Origin of the sequence: Ureibacillus thermosphaericus (assembly GCF_012396605.1) — a bacterium.
In the GTDB taxonomy this organism is placed as follows: domain Bacteria; phylum Bacillota; class Bacilli; order Bacillales_A; family Planococcaceae; genus Ureibacillus; species Ureibacillus thermosphaericus.
This window is the reverse complement of sequence record NZ_JAAXPW010000001.1, coordinates 234,718-253,989: the sequence shown is the minus strand read 5'-3', so window position 1 is coordinate 253,989 and position 19,272 is coordinate 234,718. Positions and strand designations below refer to the sequence as shown.

Annotated in this window: 14 protein-coding genes and 1 other RNA gene; 5 read left to right on the top strand and 10 right to left on the bottom strand. The window is 35.1% G+C overall.

Annotated elements, in window-relative coordinates; all coding sequences use genetic code 11:
- The first annotated feature begins 140 nt into the window (after positions 1-140).
- Positions 141-788, top strand: coding sequence for a Yip1 family protein (locus HF990_RS01270; RefSeq protein ID WP_168411785.1), 648 nt, complete (start codon positions 141-143; stop codon positions 786-788).
- A gap of 149 nt (positions 789-937) precedes the next feature.
- Here HF990_RS01270 and HF990_RS01265 read toward each other — a convergent pair whose 3' ends face one another.
- The 3 genes from HF990_RS01265 to HF990_RS01255 form a co-directional block, all read right to left on the bottom strand.
- Positions 938-2,137 carry an NAD(P)-dependent malic enzyme gene (locus HF990_RS01265; protein WP_016837011.1) on the bottom strand — a complete coding sequence of 400 codons (1,200 nt, stop codon included), beginning with the start codon at positions 2,135-2,137 and terminating at the stop codon, positions 938-940.
- 610 nt (positions 2,138-2,747) lie between these two features.
- Entirely contained in the window at positions 2,748-3,668 is a 921-nt protein-coding gene (locus tag HF990_RS15275) for a stalk domain-containing protein (RefSeq protein WP_168411784.1), read from the bottom strand.
- A gap of 277 nt (positions 3,669-3,945) precedes the next feature.
- On the bottom strand, positions 3,946-7,566 hold the full coding sequence (locus HF990_RS01255; RefSeq protein WP_168411783.1) for a dynamin family protein: 3,621 nt from the start codon (positions 7,564-7,566) through the stop codon (positions 3,946-3,948).
- A gap of 402 nt (positions 7,567-7,968) precedes the next feature.
- Between HF990_RS01255 and HF990_RS01250 the strand changes: the two genes are divergently transcribed.
- The 4 genes from HF990_RS01250 to HF990_RS01240 all read left to right on the top strand — a co-directional run bounded on the left by HF990_RS01250 (position 7,969) and on the right by HF990_RS01240 (position 10,986).
- Positions 7,969-8,427, top strand: a complete 459-nt coding sequence (locus tag HF990_RS01250) for a chemotaxis protein CheX (protein WP_096552470.1) — start codon at positions 7,969-7,971, stop codon at positions 8,425-8,427.
- A gap of 232 nt (positions 8,428-8,659) precedes the next feature.
- Positions 8,660-8,788 carry a hypothetical protein gene (locus HF990_RS15170; protein ID WP_016837008.1) on the top strand — a complete coding sequence of 43 codons (129 nt, stop codon included), beginning with the start codon at positions 8,660-8,662 and terminating at the stop codon, positions 8,786-8,788.
- Positions 8,789-8,810: 22 nt separating this feature from the next.
- The gene (locus HF990_RS01245) at positions 8,811-9,305 is read left to right on the top strand and encodes a cytochrome c oxidase subunit II (protein ID WP_016837007.1); all 495 of its coding nucleotides are present in this window, start codon (positions 8,811-8,813) and stop codon (positions 9,303-9,305) included.
- Positions 9,306-9,354: 49 nt separating this feature from the next.
- Positions 9,355-10,986, top strand: a complete 1,632-nt coding sequence (locus tag HF990_RS01240; protein WP_026018956.1) for a b(o/a)3-type cytochrome-c oxidase subunit 1 — start codon at positions 9,355-9,357, stop codon at positions 10,984-10,986.
- 109 nt (positions 10,987-11,095) lie between these two features.
- On the opposite strand, the gene fabG is transcribed toward HF990_RS01240, so the two are convergent.
- The 7 genes from fabG to HF990_RS01205 all read right to left on the bottom strand — a co-directional run bounded on the left by fabG (position 11,096) and on the right by HF990_RS01205 (position 19,270).
- Entirely contained in the window at positions 11,096-11,836 is a 741-nt protein-coding gene (gene fabG, locus HF990_RS01235) for a 3-oxoacyl-ACP reductase FabG (protein WP_096550850.1), read from the bottom strand.
- 176 nt (positions 11,837-12,012) lie between these two features.
- The gene (locus HF990_RS01230) at positions 12,013-13,914 is read right to left on the bottom strand and encodes an ATP-dependent DNA helicase (protein ID WP_168411782.1); all 1,902 of its coding nucleotides are present in this window, start codon (positions 13,912-13,914) and stop codon (positions 12,013-12,015) included.
- A 166-nt stretch (positions 13,915-14,080) separates the two neighbouring features.
- Positions 14,081-15,214: a THUMP domain-containing class I SAM-dependent RNA methyltransferase gene (locus HF990_RS01225; RefSeq protein ID WP_168411781.1), complete on the bottom strand. Its 1,134-nt coding sequence runs from the start codon at positions 15,212-15,214 to the stop codon at positions 14,081-14,083.
- Positions 15,215-16,966: a GGDEF domain-containing phosphodiesterase gene (locus HF990_RS01220; protein WP_168411780.1), complete on the bottom strand. Its 1,752-nt coding sequence runs from the start codon at positions 16,964-16,966 to the stop codon at positions 15,215-15,217.
- Positions 16,967-17,094: 128 nt separating this feature from the next.
- Positions 17,095-17,487: RNase P RNA component class B (gene rnpB, locus HF990_RS01215), an RNA gene on the bottom strand.
- 59 nt (positions 17,488-17,546) lie between these two features.
- On the bottom strand, positions 17,547-17,843 hold the full coding sequence (gene gpsB / locus HF990_RS01210) for a cell division regulator GpsB (RefSeq protein ID WP_016837001.1): 297 nt from the start codon (positions 17,841-17,843) through the stop codon (positions 17,547-17,549).
- Between the two features lie 161 nt (positions 17,844-18,004).
- Positions 18,005-19,270 carry a ribonuclease H-like domain-containing protein gene (locus HF990_RS01205; RefSeq protein ID WP_016837000.1) on the bottom strand — a complete coding sequence of 422 codons (1,266 nt, stop codon included), beginning with the start codon at positions 19,268-19,270 and terminating at the stop codon, positions 18,005-18,007.
- Positions 19,271-19,272: the final 2 nt, after the last annotated feature.

Below are 19,272 nucleotides of genomic sequence, written 5' to 3'. Positions count from 1 at the left end.
TTCAAAAGGGGCTCAATATAGAAAATGAAGCCAATTGAAATGTGCTATTTTGCATATTTCAATTGGCTATCTTTTTTCCTATTGAAGTTCGTTAATCAAATATGTTTTACTAAAAAAAGAAAATATTGGGAGGTTTTTAGATGAACGAGTTCGAAACACCGCAACAAGAAAAGATTAATCCTTTTTTCACGATATGGTTACATCCGAAAAAAACAACTCGCTATGTAATACAAGAGAAAAGTTGGCTTTATGTCATTATTCTCTTATCGATTGGTTATATTGGAAGTTTGTTTACAGGATATATGGATATAGGTATTTATCCAAACTTTCCTCTTTGGGCAATGATTCTAATTACCATTATTCTTTCGCCTATTGTGGGGCTAATTAGCAACGCTATTTCAGCTTTTTGTACTTGGCTAATCGGGAAAATGTTTTCAGGAAAAGGAACTTACGCACAATTATTCAAAGCTTCTTCCCTAAGTGTATGGCCGTTTATTGTGTTAATTCCCATTTACTTGCTTTGGATGTTGATTGATCCGAATAGTTTAATGAATATGAGCGAAGATTTTGGTGCATTTGCAATCATTGGAGTATTGTTCACATTCATTGCAACCATATGGTCAATTGTCATTACGATTGCAGCAATTGCTGAAGCTCATCAGTTTTCTAATTGGAAGGCCTTTTTCACACTATTGATATTTGCTATAATCATAGCAATTATTTTTATTCTAATCGGCGTTATCATTGGCATCATCATTGTCTTACTGGGACTTAGCTATTATATGTAATCAACGATATGGCTTGGTATTAGATAAAAACCAGTCAGCCCCTACTTTCTACCACCAAGCCATATTTTTTCTCTTTTCAAATTGTAAAAGAGATTTTCATTTTTTAATCTTTCAGTTTACCATACAAGAATTGATAACGAACATTCACACTAAATTACTTTTGCTTGTTGATTACTATATAGCCTTGATACGCCCGTTTCAATTGCCGCGTTTGCCACTGCTTTTGCAACAGCAGGAACAACTCTTTCATCCAATGGTTTTGGAATCACATAATCTTCTCTTAACTCATTTTCATCAACAAGAGACGCAATGGCATTTACAGCGGCAATTTTCATTTCTTCGTTAATTTCTGTCGCAAATACATCCAATGCCCCTCTAAAGATTCCTGGAAACGCTAATACGTTATTTACTTGATTTGGATAGTCGGAGCGACCAGTACCGATGATTCTTACTCCCCAACGCTCAGCGTTTTCATAAGTGATTTCAGGATTTGGATTAGCCAATGCAAAAACAATTGGATCCCGATTCATGGAATCAATATGTTCCTTCGTTAAAATATTTGCGATGGAAACTCCAATAAAGATATCCGTCCCTACCATTGCATCGTCCAATGTTCCTGTCAACTTTTCAGGGTTAGTAATTTTCGCAATTTCTTCTTTTACAGCATTCATTCCTGAACGCCCTTCATAAAGGATACCCTTTGAATCACAAACAACAATGTTTTTATATCCAATGCTTGCTAACAGCTTTAATGTAGCAATACCAGCCGCTCCCGCTCCATTAATTACAATTTTCACTTCTTCTTTTCGTTTTCCAACAAGCTTTAATGCATTTTCTAATCCCGCTGCAACAACGATGGCTGTACCGTGTTGATCATCATGGAAAATTGGAATATTGCATTCCGCTTTTAATCGTTCTTCAATTTCAAAACAACGAGGCGCTGCAATATCTTCTAAATTAATAGCGCCAAATGTAGGTGAAATCGCCTTTACTGTTCTAACTATTTCATCCACATCTTTTGTGTTCAATGTAATTGGCACTGCATCAACATTTGCAAATCGTTTTAATAACAACGCCTTTCCTTCCATAACAGGAAGAGCTGCTTCCGGTCCAATATCCCCTAAGCCTAACACCGCAGTTCCATCAGATACAACCGCTACTAAATTCCCTTTCATTGTATAGTCATAGACGCGCATCGGGCTTTTTTCTATTTCTTGGCAAGGTGCCGCAACACCTGGTGAATAAGCCAAACTTAAATCATAGCTATCTTTAAGAGGTACTTTTGATACAATTTCCATTTTCCCCTTAAATTCTTTATGCATTTCTAAAGACTTTTTCATTAAATCCATACTTTATCATCCCCTAACCATTATTGTTTAATATTGTATTTTGTATAATATTACTTTACTTAATTAAAGTCAATAACATATTTTGTCGAAACCTCAAAACACATTGAAAACACCGAGTTTTTAAAGCGCTTTCATGATTTTTTTGACCAACTTTTCTTAATTTTTTGATTAAATTTTTATTATATTAATATAATTTATAATGCATTTTTCACAATTCAAACGTTGATACTATCAGCATTTATTTGTGAAAATGAAAACAGACTATTTTGCTTAGTTAAATATGATATTTTTCACATACTTCAATTTAGAAAAAAATGACGTTGTCACATATTTTTCACAATTTTTCATCTTAATAATTAAAAAAACAGCCTGACCAAAAAGTTTGCCCCTTTTAGTCAGGCTCAAATCTCTAAATTATAATTCTTTTTCTGCTGCAATCACATCAACTGCGCCGCCTCGTCTCAATTTTTCTAAGACGTTAGCGCTGACGTCAGCTGTAATCTATCTAAGCGACATCCCAAATTTACTTCGGTCACAGTAGCAAAAAGAGCGCCCTAAAATGACTATTCAGGCGCCCTTTTTATAACGGTTGGTATCCCAATTTAATTATTTAAAAATTCCCCACAAGTTCCTCAATGAATTCGTACGGCACGTATGTTTTACGAGGCTCTAACAATGCAGGTGCTTCTACAAACTGTTTCGTCGTTCCATTTGTAATGTAAGATTTCGTTCCTCTAGTAATCGTAAATGAAACTTCGCCTTTTGATACAATTGCTCCAACGCCAGTAGAGTCTACTCGGTAGCCCAGTTGCTCAGCAATCAATCGTAAAGGTACCATTTTAACATTGTTGACGATGTAGAAATCATTTTCAGCGATTTGATAAGCTTTTTCGATTTCTGATGGTTGTTCCCATTGCTCATTTCTCTCTAATACAATTACTTTAGAAGGTCCTGTTTGAGCAGGGTAGCTTTCTAACACAACTTCATAGAAAATTAATACTTCTTTATCAATAACATCTTCTTTTGATAGTTTTTCACCTGATAAATTCATAATATTTGACTTTTCATTCAAATGAATAATTAAATCTTTTGCGACATTTAAGTAATTTTGATCAAATTGATCCAACTGTACTGTACCTGGATTATCCGTTTGAACAATGACTACATCAGGCGAATATTGAGGTGGATAAATCATTATCATTGGTTTAAGACTATCAACATAGGCTGTGATTTGCATGCCTTCCTTCAACTTTACCGCGTTTCCACTATTATCGAAAATGAAAGTGTCTTCATTGAAATAAAAGCCGAATGGATTTTCCTTTGAGTCTATAGTTGCAAAGAATGATCCATTTTCTTTTTCAGTAATACTACTAATTGTTCCGCTTACTTGAAAATATTTAAATTGGTGCTCTTCTTTAGCTTCAATAACCGAATTGTCATTTACTTCAAGTGCTTGTACATTTCCATCAGGAATCAGCGTGAAGCTACTTAGCACCGCTAATGCACAAAGAGCAGATAATTTCTTTTTCACATGCACCTCTCCTTTCATAATTCTGTTTTCGTTCAATTAGTCGAATAACGACGGAAAAGGTTACAAACTTCCACAAAAATTTCTACATACATAAGTTTGCAAATAAAAAAGGTGCTAGAAAATGGAACTTTTCTAGACACCCTTACATTCTTTTACCTAATTGATTTGTTAAAACTCTCCGCGCCTGCTGTAGTCGAACAAATTTCCACAGTCCTTCGCCACAAATTATTTGTGTCGAGCCTCAAGGGGAGCCGTCTCAAATAGACACTCCGTCGCTTTATTTGACTTCTACTTTTTGCAATTCTTGATAGATATTTTTCCAAGTCGCCAATCGGCTTTCTTCTTGTAGCAATAAGCGTTCTGTTTGAATTTGATTCATCGCTTGGTGATAAATATGTTCGCGTAAACGTTCAGCTTCCTTCGCAATATACGTCCGCGCCCAATCCATCACTTGTTGTTTTTGTTCTTCTAAATATTTCTCAGCATCTGGTTTCGTTAATTCTTCTAACGCTGCTTTCAAATGTTCTTTTTCGTTCTTTTCAAAGAAAGATTTCGTATTTTTGAAATATGATTTTACGGATGCATATTTATTGAAATCATCAAACGGACCATCGAAATCCAATAATTCCGCATCTTCAAACTCATAAGCAATAAATGAGAAACTTTGGTTCATTTCCTTCAAAGAACGACTTTCTTCTTTGAAACGTTCTTTCATTTGTTTTTGAATTAATTGTGCGATGCGGAAATTCGTAACTCGAAGTTCTTGAGCAAAGTCAAATTTTAAAGAACTTAACGTTTCTTTTAACGCTTTACTTAAAGCTTCTTGTGGCGACAACGCTGCAAATGTCGATGGATTGTAACTTTCTCTAAAGAAGTCTGGATAACGGTAATAAACTCTTTGCAATACATAATATAATAGTTCATCGAGTTCTTGCTTCGTATCGCTTTCAATCATGCTTGTTCCTAACGAACGATAATGTTTCTCTACATAATCTTCTAGCTGTGCCAATTCCTCTAATCGTTCATCTTTTCGTTTTAAGTTTTCTTCAGTTTGAACAATTAAATCTGATAAACGTTGATGAGTTTTTTCAACTTCCTCATGTAATGCTTGAATCGCAATTGATGCCAAGTCTTCATTTAAGAAGCGATAAAACGCTTGTTCAAACTCCTGCATTCCAGATGCCAATTCCGCCTTCTCTTGCTTCTCACGCAACGCAAGTAAACTGGAGACGCCATACAATTTAGGGAAACGAATGCCGAAGCGCTGCAATTCATTGCGAACGTAAGCTTTCACATCTTCAGCTTCTTCTTGGTTTTTCGCTAAATCGATGGCATTAACGATAAAGAACATTTTGTCCAATTCAAAGGCATCTTTCACGCGACCTAACTGGATTAAAAATTCACGGTCTGCCTTTGCAAAAGCATGGTTGTAATACGTGACGAAAAGAATTGCATCGGCATTGCGAATATATTCGAATGCGACACCTGTATGACGAGCGTTGATTGAATCCGCTCCCGGTGTATCTACCAATGTCACACCCATACGAGTGAGTGGACAATCATAATAGAAATTAATATTATCCACAAAGCAAGATCGGTTCTCTTCCGCAACAAACCGTTCAAATTCTTCTCGGTTTACACGAAGAATCTCACCGAGTTGATTGCTGTAAGTAGGATAACCTTCTTTATATGCGCGAATAAAGGATTTATGAACATTTAAGCGCTCATCCTTCAGTTCGACTTTTAATGCTTCATCTGCACGATTGTATGCCTCATCTAACGATTGGACCGTCATTCCAATCGCTTCATATGCAAATTGAATATCCTCTAGTAGTTGTTCTTTCGTTTTGAGTTGAACATCTGCTGTTTCATGGTGATGCTGTTCATCTACAGGGCGTATTTTGTTAATGGCCGCTGTTGTTGGGTTTGGGGATACCGGTAATACTTTTTCGCCCATTAATGCGTTTGAGAAACTTGATTTCCCTGCACTAAATGCTCCGAATAAGGCAATCGTAAAATCTTTATGTTGTAGCCTTTCAACTTTTTTCAATAAGAAGTCGGCTACTTCTTCAAAGCCTTCCACTTGTCTTACAAGATTTGCTGTATGCAAAGCATTGTCAATTACTTCATCGCCTTGCATTGATACACCCATTTGTTGTGGTACCTCTTCTACCACCACTTCTTCTTGTTGCTCTTGTTTCAGCATAGATGGGTCAAATAATCGAACTTCATTTAACTCTTGTTCGAACTTGTTTTCCCACTGCTCTTTTTGTTTTTTCGCTTCATCTCTCGTATTTTTTGATGCATGAACGAGCTGTCTTTCTAAAAATTCTTTTCGTTCGTCCATTTCAGAGATGCTTTGAATTGCTTTTACTTTCTTTTCTAGATTATTCAATTTTTGCTGTACTGGAGCTTGTGATGTTTCACCGAGTTCTTTTAATAATGGAATTTGACTGTCTTTCCACGCATCCGTTTCACGAATAAAGTAGCGACGAGTTGCCTCTCTTACTCGATTAGCAAAGTTTAACACCGCATCCCCTGTAACAATAGCGTTTCTTTGAACGCATTCTTCAATTAAAGTAAACGGCACATCAAAAGCGATGGCATCGATTTGGCTAGCCCTTTCATCTGTTAATGCTCCAACATCTTTTAATGACTGTTTCATTAACGATTTCATATGACCGATGATTTGCGATTGTAAGATGGTTTGATACTGGTCATAGACATCCTTAATGCGTCGTTGGATTTCCTCTTGAGTTTTCTTTTTCGAAGTGAAAAAGCCACCTACTTTAAATCCTTCTTGTTGACTCTCTAAATATAGACGCAGTTTTTCTCGAAAGTCAGCTGGTATGACTGCTGCATTTTCTAGCAAGTCATTTCGTTTTTCCTTGAAGCTTTCCTCCCAATTTTCAATGGAGAATAGTTCTGTTTGCAATTTTAATTTTTCATATTGCTCTAAAAGATCTTCACGGTTATCCCATTCATCGGTTGATAAAACTTCACTATTCTCTTCAAATCGTGCATTCTTTTCTTCCTCTAAAAACGCTAAATGTTCACTTTGCATCTTTTTCAATGTGTTTTCAGCCGTTTCTACTAGGCGATCTTGCCAGTGTTCCATTGAATCCATCACAATGTTTTTTACTTTTTCAAAATCATTGTGAGGATGGTTGAAATCTTTAAGAGATGTGAAAAAGATGCCCTTCGGCTCCACTCCCCAAGCTTTAAAGGATTTATATACCGATTCTTTATATTCTTCAAATGAAAGTTCTTGTTCATTATGTTTGTCAATCTGGTTGACAATCAAATACACATTTGGATTATATTTCATTAATTGTTTTGTAAATTGGAAGTTTAATTCAGACTGCACATGGTTGTAATCCATTGTGTAAAAAACAATATCCGCAATATGTAATGCTGATTCCGTACTCATACGGTGAGCATCGTCTGTAGAATCGACTCCTGGAGTATCCATCACAGTGACACCGACAGGCAACTTTGAATCTTTATGCCCAATTTCGATTTGCGTAACGAGGTCGCCATTTTTACTTAATTCTTTTACCGTTTTTATATCATATCCAGCTTCAAATTTGACAGGCTTGTCGTCTTTCATATAACAAATAGCGAAATCTTCATCTGATTTATGGACTTTTACGATGTTTGCACTCGTCGGAATCGGGCTAGAAGCTAAAATATCTTCACCGGATAATGCATTAATCATACTAGATTTTCCAGCTGAAAAATGTCCGGCAAATCCAATGACATATTCTTTTTGTAATAGTTTTTTAGCAAATAAGTGGAGCTTTTCCATTCGCTCTGTATCTTCATTATTCTTAAATATTATGTATTGAATTGCGGATTGCTCTAACAATTGTGATATTTTTTCGTCAAAACTACTCATGGAATAAATACCCCTTTGCCTTCATTTTGTCACAATTATAATATTAACATGCTTTTCAAGTAAAATCGCTAGTAAATCAAAAAGATTACAAGAAAAATGAAGTTTTTATTGAGTATATTTAGAATGTGTGAAAATACAAAAAATTTGTGCCAATCGCTAAAAAAAGTTGATTGGCACTATTTCGTTACATTTTTAAAGATGTATGTACCGATCCAATAATATATGGCAATCGTCCCAGCAATGAATGCGTAAACCATTCGTTTTTACCCCTTTTTTCGATGAGAATTCTTATCAATTATTATAATAAAAATAAAATAATAATAAATATACAAAATTCTTCTTAATTTCGGTTTTTTTTCTGCTAAAATAGGTAAATAAATACAAAAGGATGCGATAAGATTGATGTCTATGACTTCTAAACATGTACAAACGATTTTAAACGGTGCAATCTACACGTTAAAACAAATCATCCCAATGAATATCAACATTCAGTCTCCCTCCTTTTTGACCGAGCCTTTTACCCATAAAGAAATTGGCGTTCTAGTCGGTTTGACTGGTGATATAAAAGGTAGAGTAATACTGGATAGCACTTCCGCTATTTTTTCTGCGATAGGAATGAAAATGTTCGGCATGAATTTAGAAGGCGAAATGTTGAAATCATTTACAGGGGAATTCGGTAATATGTTTGCTGGAAATTTAAGTATTCAGGCAAGTGAAAAACAACTATTTATTGACGTGACTCCACCGACGATACTCATCGGCAAGACAACTCTTCACGGTATCGATAACGCCATTAAATTACCAACTATCATCGAAGATATAGGTATGTTGACGGTTTTGCTTACAATCGATAATAAGTAAGTTATACATAGATTTTCATAAAAATTTATTAAAAAATATAGAACGATATTACGTTTTTTGCATAAAATGTCTCTTTTTTTGAGACATTTTATTTTTTTGCTTCCATCGACTTTCACAGGAAATTCACATTTCCAGTATTGAAGTGTGATTTTTATCACATCTTGGAAGTTTGATTTTTATTATGATGAACGTGAAGTACCATATTTGAGTTCATTTCATAGGAGGGAGAGACATGACAAATCACAAAAAGAATTCTTCGGAGGAAAATTTAACAGGTACTCTTTTAGCGACTTTTGGTATAGGTCTAATTATTATTATTTTTTGGATCGCTGCATTCGATTTATACATCGGTCGCTTCTAACACTTGAGCAGGAGGGAAAACAATGCACATACACAAGTATGAGAAATGGTGGTTAATATTTGGCACAGGTACACTCATCGTGTTCTTAATTGTTCTCGGTGTAAGCGCATTCCATGGAGGAACGCATCCAAATAACTCGAAATGGACGATAAACTACGAAAAAGTAGATGAAATCGCACCTTTCAATAACCCCGGAATACACAAAGTAGAAGGTAAAGACTGGGATTATGAAGTGGTACTTGTTGCACAAGCGTTTGCTTACACTCCAATGGAACTTGAAATACCTGTTGGTTCTAAAGTTCGTTTCATCGCAACGACAAAAGACGTTATTCACGGTTTTGAGGTTGCAGGAACAAACATAAATATGATGCTTGAACCTGGATATGTATCAGAAAAAATTACAACTGTGGATAAAGTTGGAGAATATACAATCGTATGTAACGAGTATTGTGGTACTGGTCACACATTAATGTACTCGACTTTAAAGGTGGTGGACCCTAATGACAACAGCAACTAAGGAAACAGTACAAAGCACTGTATCAACAAGTTTAAAAAAGCAACTTGAAATGGTTGATCGAAGAGATGGTAAATTAGCATTAGCATATATTTATATCGCATTTATAGCAGTATTATTAGGTGGTATAGCTGGATTACTTCAAGTATTAGTTCGTGCTGGTACACTTCAGCTCCCTAGTTTTCTTAATTACTATCAAGTGTTAACAGTACACGGTGTTTTACTCGGACTTGTATTAACAACTTTCTTCATTATGGGATTCCAAACAGCTGCTGTTAGTCGAACTTCTGGTACATTTACAAATAAACAACGAACAATTGGCTGGATTGGTTTCTGGATTGCTACAATTGGATTAGTTGCAGCAGCCGCAATGATTCTAACGAATGAAGCTTCTGTTCTTTACACATTCTATGCACCATTACAAGCCCACTGGGTATTCTACCTTGGTTTAGCATTAGTAATTGTTGGTTCTTGGTTTACAGGTTTAGCACAAATTATGCGTTTTGTTCAATGGAAGAAAGAACATAAAGGCCAAAGTACACCGCTATTATCCTTTATGGTTGTAGTGAACAACTTCTTATGGTATGTCGCTACATTAGGTGTAGCAATTGAAGTATTATTCCAATTAATCCCTTGGTCAATGGGATTAGTAGAACGTGTTGACGTACTACTTTCTAGAACATTGTTCTGGTATTTCGGTCACGCATTAGTTTATTTCTGGTTATTACCTGCATATATGATTTGGTACACAATCATTCCTAAAATCATCGGCGGTAAAGTTTTCTCAGATGCTTTAGCAAAATTAACATTCATGTTGTTCTTAATTCTTTCAGTACCAGTTGGTATTCACCACCAATACACTGAACCTGGTATTGATCCATTATGGAAGTTCATTCAAGCAGTATTAACATTCTTCGTCGTAGTTCCATCATTAATGACTGCCTTTTCTATGTTTGCAACATTTGAATTGCGAGGACGTGAACTTGGTGCGAAAGGCGTATTTGGATGGTTCAAAAAATTACCATGGAATGATTCAAGATTCTTACTACCATTCATTGGTATGGTTGCATTTATTCCTGGCGGTGCCGGTGGTATCGTTAACGCCTCTTACCAAATGAACGAACTGATTCACAATACAATTTGGGTAACAGGTCACTTCCACTTAACAGTAGCTAGTGCTGTTGCATTAACATTCTTTGGTACAGCATTCTGGTTAATACCGCACCTAAATGGTAGAACTTTAACAAAACGTGCTAATAGCATGGCAAACTGTGCAGGAATTTTATGGGCTATTGGTATGACGATTATGTCGAGTGCCATGCATATCGCAGGTTTATTAGGCGCACCACGTCGTTCTGATTACTCTACTTACGGTGGTTCAGAACAAGCGGCTGAATGGCTCTCTTATCAAATTGCTCAAGCGGTTGGTGGATCAATCCTATTCATCGCAATATTAGTAATCACTGGATTAGTAATTTACGTAGGTTTCTTTGCTCCTAAAGGTGAGGAGGATTTCCCAATTGCAGAAGTTGCACCAGGAGCTGCTAAAACTCCAGCTGCTATCGAAAACTTCAAACTTTGGGGCGTCATCATGATTGCAGTAATTATCTTCGCTTATACAATTCCAATCATCGATATTATATCTAACTCGCCTCTTGGAGCTAAAGGCTTTAGATTATGGTAAGAAAAAAATGCAACACAATTCCCTCCCCACATTGACGGGGAGGGTTATTTATGCACATATTATGAATATTAAAATATTATGAACTTTTTTTCAATAAGTATTTTGAATTTTACATCATAATTCCACCATCTACATGTAAAATATGACCTGTGATGTAATTTGATTCATCCGAAGCTAAAAACAAGTAAGCGTTTGCAATATCGATTGGCTCCCCTAACCTTTTTAAACTTGTAATCGATTCCATATAATTTAATATTTTCTCTGGCATCTTATCAACCATTGCTGTTTTCGTAAATCCTGGAGCGACAGCGTTCACATTTATACCCTTTCTTCCAAGTTCCTTCGCCCACGTTTTTGTCATGCCCACTATTGCCGCTTTTGCAGCAGCATAATTTGTTTGCCCCACATTCCCATAAACACCGCTTACAGATGAAGTATTAATAATCTTTCCATGTCCTTGTTCAATCATCACTTTTGAAACCGCTTGCGTACAATTGAAAACTCCCTTTAAATTTACATTGATGACTTCATCAAATTGTTCTTCTGACATTTTTACAAGCATCGCGTCCCTTGTAATACCTGCATTATTGATTAAAATATCAATCTTGCCATAATGTTCCTTCACTTTTTCAACCATTTTTTCAACTTCTTCTTTTTTTGCAACATTTACTTGGTAAAATAAAACGTCATAACCTCGCTCAGTTAATTCTTTTTCAAATTGTTTTCCTTCTTCTGCTTGTATATCTGCGATGACTACTTTTGCTCCCTCTTCCAAAAACCTAATGGTAGCGGCCTTACCTATTCCATTTGCACTTCCTGTTATAATGGCAACTTTTCCTTTTAATCTCATATTTCTCTCCCTTTTTCGAATAGATTAATCCGTACATCTTTTACAATAACAGACATTCATCGACATAGACAGCATTGACACGACCACTTTCAACAATTTTTAAAAAATTATATTCTTAAAAATAAAAAAATATGCAAAAAATCTATATAGACTTTTTGCATATATCTGTTCGTTCATTATTGTGGTTTCACTGGCAATACTTCAACAAAACGTGATTGTATTGCATTATCTTCTTGATTTAATAAAATGTGAACGTCACCGTAATCTTTTGAAGTGCGGATGAGTCGACCAATTCCTTGTTGCAATCGCAGTAACATAAATGGTAAATCTACTTCTTCAAATGGTTTCTCAACAAATTTTCGTTTTGCATCAAAAAGCGGATCTTTTGGTGGAAATGGTAATTCATAAATAACAACTTGTGTCAATGCCTCTTCTGGCAAGTCCACACCTTCCCATAAATGATAGGAACATAGGGTTTTAATAGTGCCGTTTTGGAAATCTTGAATAATGGATGTTAATTCTCGATCTCCTTCAAAACCAACTGTTAACCGTGACATTATTGGTAATTTGTTTTTAAAATTCAACATCGATTGTCTAGATTTAAACAGTACCAATGTTTTCTTATTTTGTTTTAGCAGCTCTTCTACTTTCTTCACTTTCTCATCTTCATTCAATTCATGTAAATATATTTTCATAACTTCATCATAATCAAAAGGAGAAGGTACGCTAAAATGCTGATACTTTTTCACACCCAAACTGGAAGCAATGTAAGAAAAATCTTTATTGACGGATAATGTTGCGGATGAAAAGATAATCGGTATATTGTTCGAAAATAACTTCTCTTCTAATACTTCTGTAATTAATCTTGGCATGATGACTAACGTTTCTTCGCCATCCGTATCTTCCAGCCAATCAACTGCTTCGCTTTTTGAAATAAATATTTTTAAAGCGGCCTCATACTCTTCTAAAAATTCTTCAACAATATTCAATTCATATTCCGGAATAACGTACATTTCTGATTCAAACACAAACTCTTCCAATAATTTTTCTACATCATCGATTAGTTGCTTTCCTAATGCCAATAATTTTTCGGATTTCTGAATTGTTTTTCTGTCTTCATCGGATGGTACGATATCTTCCCGAAGTTGGTCAAAAAATAATTCGTGGTCATCTTGCAATTTTTCCATCGCATATAACGTGCTTTCACGAATACCGTCTACCATTAATTGATCTAGCAATTTTACAATGGTATAATTTTGCACTTTATATGTCATCGCTTTTTGAGCTGCATATTCCAATAAATGCCCTTCATCTAATACAATCAACGAAACATCAGGTAAAAGTGTTAATTGCCCTTCTCTTTTACGAGATTCTTTTTTTGCTAAATGTTCCATTAAAAAATCTTGCGAGCAAATAATCAAATCAGTCGCTTTTCGATAATGCGTACGATGCAGCGTCTGACCACAACGATTACGTTTCTCGCACGTACTACACTGCATAATGGAATTGTAATTCACCTTATTCCAATTTTCATCGCTAATTTGTGGATAATCGCTTCTTGCACCATAAAGGGGGATTTGTACAGCTGAACTTTCAGCAAACACTTCTTCTGGAATGTTGAAAGCAATCTCATCTATCCATTCATCATCTTCATACAATTCCGCTTCCTCAAAACGTTTTAAACACAAATATTGATCACGGGATTTCGCAAGCCTTACATCAATTTTCAATCCTAAATATTTCTCAATTTTTGCGATGTCCCCTTCATCTTTCACAAGCTGATCAATCAATGTTTCATCAGCACATGCAATTAAAGCGGGTTTCCCTTTGTAACGAGCGTAAGCGATTGCGGGCAATAAATAAGCGAGGGTTTTCCCTGTTCCAACACCCGCTTCCGCAAACAAAACGTTATTTTCTTTTAATGCTTTCTCTATTTGATAACTCATAAAAATTTGTTCATCCCGACATTCAAATCCTTTTTCGGGTAATACATCATAAAAAATGTCGCCAATCCAATCCCCTAAGGAATCAAAAAAACTTTTCTCTCTTGATAATTCAAAAGGTAATGATGGTCTCATTGTTCAAATCTCCTTTATGAATGCCTACTTTTTAGACATTAAGAAAAAGTGTCTCGAAACTATTCAAGACACCTATTGAAGTCTACATAATCTTTGCTAATCACTAACAATATTTATATTATAAGAAAATCGACATAAATTAACAACATTCGATATTCATAGGTTGTTACTTGATGGATTTCTGTCCCCAAAATTGATAAAAATCAGTACGAATAAATCCATTAAATAATTTTCTTTTTTTCGTTGCTTTTTTGCCGTACAATTCTTCAATATTGTCCATTGAAGACAGCAAATAAACCGACCAGGTTGGATAATTTTTCATTATTTTACCTAGTTCAACAATAACCTTTTCAATTTGCTCACGCTCACCAATTCTTTCACCATACGGAGGATTCGAGATGATTACCCCGTCTGTTAAAGTAGTCGTAAAATCAGTTGCTTGCATTTGTTTAAAAGTAATAAGATCACTAAAACCTGCTTCCATTGCATTGTCTTGTGCAATTTTCACCATTCGATGGTCGATATCTGTACCTAAAATTTCAAGATGCTGATCATAGTTTGCTAAGTCTTCTACTTCCACTCGGGCATCGTCCCAAATTGACTTATTCATCCAATCCCATTCTTCCGAAATGAATTCTCGGTTATATCCAGGAGCAATGTTTTGGCCAATCATCGCTGCTTCTATTGGAATCGTACCTGATCCGCAAAAAAGATCTACAAAAGGTCTGTGAGGTGACCATTTTGAGATTTTTACCAAAGCGGCAGCCAATGTTTCTTTTAAAGGTGCATCACCCTGGCCTACCCGATATCCTCTTTTGTGGAGTCCCGCACCACTTGTATCAATTGTCAGTGTTACCAAATCTTTCAAAATTGATACTTCAATTTTAAAAGTTGCTCCCGATTCTTCTAAAAAGCCAATAAGTTTATAAGCATGTTTTAACCGTTCCACAATCGCTTTTTTTACGATTGCTTGACAATCCGGTACACTATATAAAGTTGATTTCACTGATTTTCCGCTGACAGGGAAGTTTGCATCAACAGGCAAATATTGTTCCCATTCAATGGCTTTTGTGTTCTCAAATAATTCATCAAAAGTCGTTGCAGGGAATTGTGCAACAACGATTTTTACTCGATCGGCAACTCGAAGCCAAAGATTTGTTCGAGCAATCGCTCTTTCATCACCTTCAAAATAGATTTTGCCGTTTTCTGTTTTCGTTTCGTATCCTAATGCTTTTACTTCGTCTGCAACAATTGATTCTAATCCCATTGCAGATGTTGCTACTAGTTGAAATTTTGTCATTTACATCCATCCTTGATGTTCAATTTCCCATATTTTCAAGAAGTCTATTATATCATCAATTCGTTTAGGCTTACAAAAATAATATCCTTGAATATAATCACAACCCATATTCTTTAATAAGTTGCATTGTTGAATGCTTTCTACCCCTTCAGCAACAACTTGAAGATTCAAGCGATGAGCCATTTGAATAATTGCATCAACAACAGCTTGTTTATCAGCAAAAGCGGTAATATGTTGAATAAAACTTTTATCAATTTTTAAAAAGTCAATCGGAAATCTTACTAAGTAGCTGAGAGATGAATAACCCGTGCCAAAATCATCAATGGCTATTTTAAAACCAAGTTGTTTTAATCGAACTAATTTTCTAATCGTATCCGCATCGTTATTCATAATTGTTCGTTCTGTTACTTCCAACTCTAAATTTTTTGCTGATATGTTATTTCGTTCTAATATCGTTTGGATTGATTGTAAAAAATTATATTGCTGAAAGTGAAGCCCGGAAATATTAATTGAGATTTGGAGATTTGGAAAGCCTGATTGATGAAGATAACTGATATCATTACATACTAAATCAATGATTAATTCTGATAAAGGGATAATTAAGCCGCTTTCTTCTGCATATGGAATAAATTCATTTGGCGAAACATATCCTAATTTTTCATTTTCCCAACGAATTAGCGCTTCTAAACCCATTACTTGATTTGTAGTTAAACATACTTTTGGTTGATACATTAAAGTAAATTGTTTATTGTCTATCCCTTTCCGCATTTCATTATCGAGAATTAATAATTTGGCCTTATTCATATTTAATTCATCAAAATAAAAGGAGAAATGATTCGCACCTTTTTGCTTTGCATAATACATTGCTTTATCTGCACAATAGATGAGCTCGTCTGTCGTTTGGCCGTCAATGGGGTAAAGGCTAATGCCAATGCTCGTTGACATATAGATTTCATGACCATCAATAAAAAAAGGTTCCTCTATTTTACGAATAATTTTTTCTGCAAAGTGCGCAGCGTCTCTCGGGTGAGAAATATTTACTAAAGTGATGATAAATTCATCTCCTCCATGGCGGGCAATTATATCTTTTTCACTCACTAAATTTTTTAAGCGGTTTGCTACTTCCACAAGCAAAGCATCGCCAATTATATGACCTAACGTATCATTTACTTGCTTAAAACGATTTAAGTCTATGAAAATCAAAGCATGTTGTACTTTCATTTTTTTATTATTCAAAGTGTTGGAATCCAAAAGAGAATTCATTTTCACTAAGTAAGAATATCGATTATTCACATTGGTAAGTGTATCGGTTAAGATTTTATTTTTTAATTCATCTTCAATAATCTTTTTCTCTGATATATCAGAAAATATCCCGATATAGTTTGTAATTTCCCCTTGTTCATTTTTAATGGCCTTAATTTTTAACCACTCAGGATAAATTTCGCCATCTTTTTTTCGATTCCATATTTCTCCTTGCCATATCCCTTGTTGATGAATGGATTCCCACATAGATTGATAAAATCTGTGATCATGCATGCCAGATTGGAGGATTGTAGGATTTTTTCCAACAACCTCATCAAAATGATAGCGAGTTACGTATTCAAAGGCTGGGTTAACGAATATAATTCTCTTCGTTTCATCCGTTACGAGTACGCCTTCAGTAATATTATCCATAATGATTTTTAATACCTTCGCTGATATTGACTCGGTTATCTGTTTATCTATTGATTGATTTTCATTTTTCCCCACCATTATCCATTCTCCCCCGCATCGATTATATAAAGAAAAGCTCTCCTTTAATGGAGAGCTTATGACGATAATTTTAATTGAAGCATACGATGAACATTTAAAAATGTATTTGTTTTCCTTATCATAGTGATTTCTGTAAGCCATGTTCTGTTCCTGCGTACTCAAACGGCGATTGCCTCGTACTGTCAGGTAGTAATCATCTATCTACGAGAGTATTTCTCTCGTCCCTCCCTCCGTTCATTTCCTTCGGGAGAGCGCCCCTACCATAATTTGGGTTTCTCACTCGTGGGGTTTACCGCGTTCCACCTTCACCGTTTCCGATGAAGCTACGTCACTGTGGCACTTTTCAGGAAGTGTCAACCATATCCAAAAAGGACTTAGGTCTTCCTTCCGCCGTCAAAGCTGCGTAAGCTTTGCCTTACCTTATTTTTTCGGTAAGCACGAACACTACGGTCATCTCAGATCCGTGTGAGCATGGACTTTCCTCTACAAACGAAAATCGTTTGCAGCGATTACTCGAAACCACTATGATCTAAAAATCATTATACTAGACAATTAATTCAAAAACAACTTGAGGATTTTATCAATCATACAATTTACTTCCAAACACATGTTTCTCTAAATTCGATAACCGTTTTAAAATATCAAAATTCGTATTTCCTAAAGTTTGTTGAGGTATCTGTTGTTTCTTAGTCGCATTTTCTAGTTCTTTTTTCAAACGTTCGTTTTCAGCTTGTAATTCTTCAATCATTTTATTGAAATTGTCGTAATCTTCCATGATAATATCTAAAAATTGGTCTACTTCATCGACATTGTAGCCCTTCATTTGTCTTTTAAATTCTTTTTCCAATATCATTTTAGAATTTAATTTTATTTTCATGCACATCGCCCTTCCATCGATACATACGTATCCTATATTATATCACATATAACGTTATAAAAGGACAAATAAACATCTTATAATTATATTTTTTGCAATTTTCGACTCATTGAACGAAAAGATTTTGTCAATATTTGCGCTTACCTGGGAAATGAAAGTTTCTATTCAAAAGTATGAAATAATTTCCCATTTTTCTTTTTTATACGCTGCAAACGTTTATCCCAAGTTTCTAGCTGTTTTTTCTTTTGATTCTCATTGAAAAATGTTGCCTGTTGAAGCAAATCTATTCCTTTTATTGTATACTGTAATGCTTTTGAATAGTCTTTCATTTGATGTTCATAGAGCATTGCCAATTGTTCAAAAGCTTTCAATTTTTTTCTCTCGTCAATTATATGTATTGCCTTTTGAAAAGATTCAATTGATTCTAGAAATTGTTTATTGCGTTTTTGTTGAAATGCTAAATAGAAATATGCGAGTCCTGATTCTTTTACATCAAATTGATTTGTTACAGATAATAATACTTTCTCGCTTTGTTGACGTTCCTTTAAATCATCGTACCATTTTCCAATATTTATATATGTAACTGCATCATCTTGTAACGCATGGTCAAGAAGAAGATTTGTTGAATGAATATAAAGCGTCAATAATGATAATATATCCCATTCATTGTGTTGAAGAACTTTCATTAGTTCGATAGCATTTCCGCTCTTCACCGCATCTGCATAAATAATCGGAGCAAGAAATCCCGGAATATCATGTTCCCTTTTGAAACCTAATTTTTCTTCTTCCACTTTCGTCAACTTTACTTTTTCTAAGTGGTTTTTCCAGATTCGCTTTGAACTATGTAATAAATCGATTTGTCTAGGCGTTTGTAATTTCGGCAAAAAGTTTTTATGAAAGGTCCAACGCATCTCAAGCTGCGGCCAATCAAAACTTTTCCCGTTGTATGATACAATTGTATTCCCCCATTGCCATAGCTTTGATTCAAATAATAATGCTGCTTCATTTGCTGGATCAGCTAATACGTATTGATTCAACACAAATTCCTCTTCATCAATCCCAAGCAAACCAATGAGAAAAATTTGAGTTCCAACTCCCTTTAAGCCCGTTGTTTCTGTATCAAAAAACAACACTGTTTCCTCTGAGGATATAGCATATGGATGGTGAAAATTAGTCTGTTCCCACTTCTCTACTGCCTGAAAAAATTGTTGAAGTTGATACCATCCATGCTGATAAGTAAATGGATATCGGACTTGTCGATGAAACACCACTCCAAAGTCATTTTCTACGATAGAAAGCCCAGCCTTTTCCCAATTGGAAATATAGGCTGGTTTTTCTGGTTTTTGATATGAAGGTTGTTCAGAATGCTGTTCTTTCTTCTTTCCAAGCATTTTTTTCAGTTGCATTATTTTATTTTCGTAACTCATAC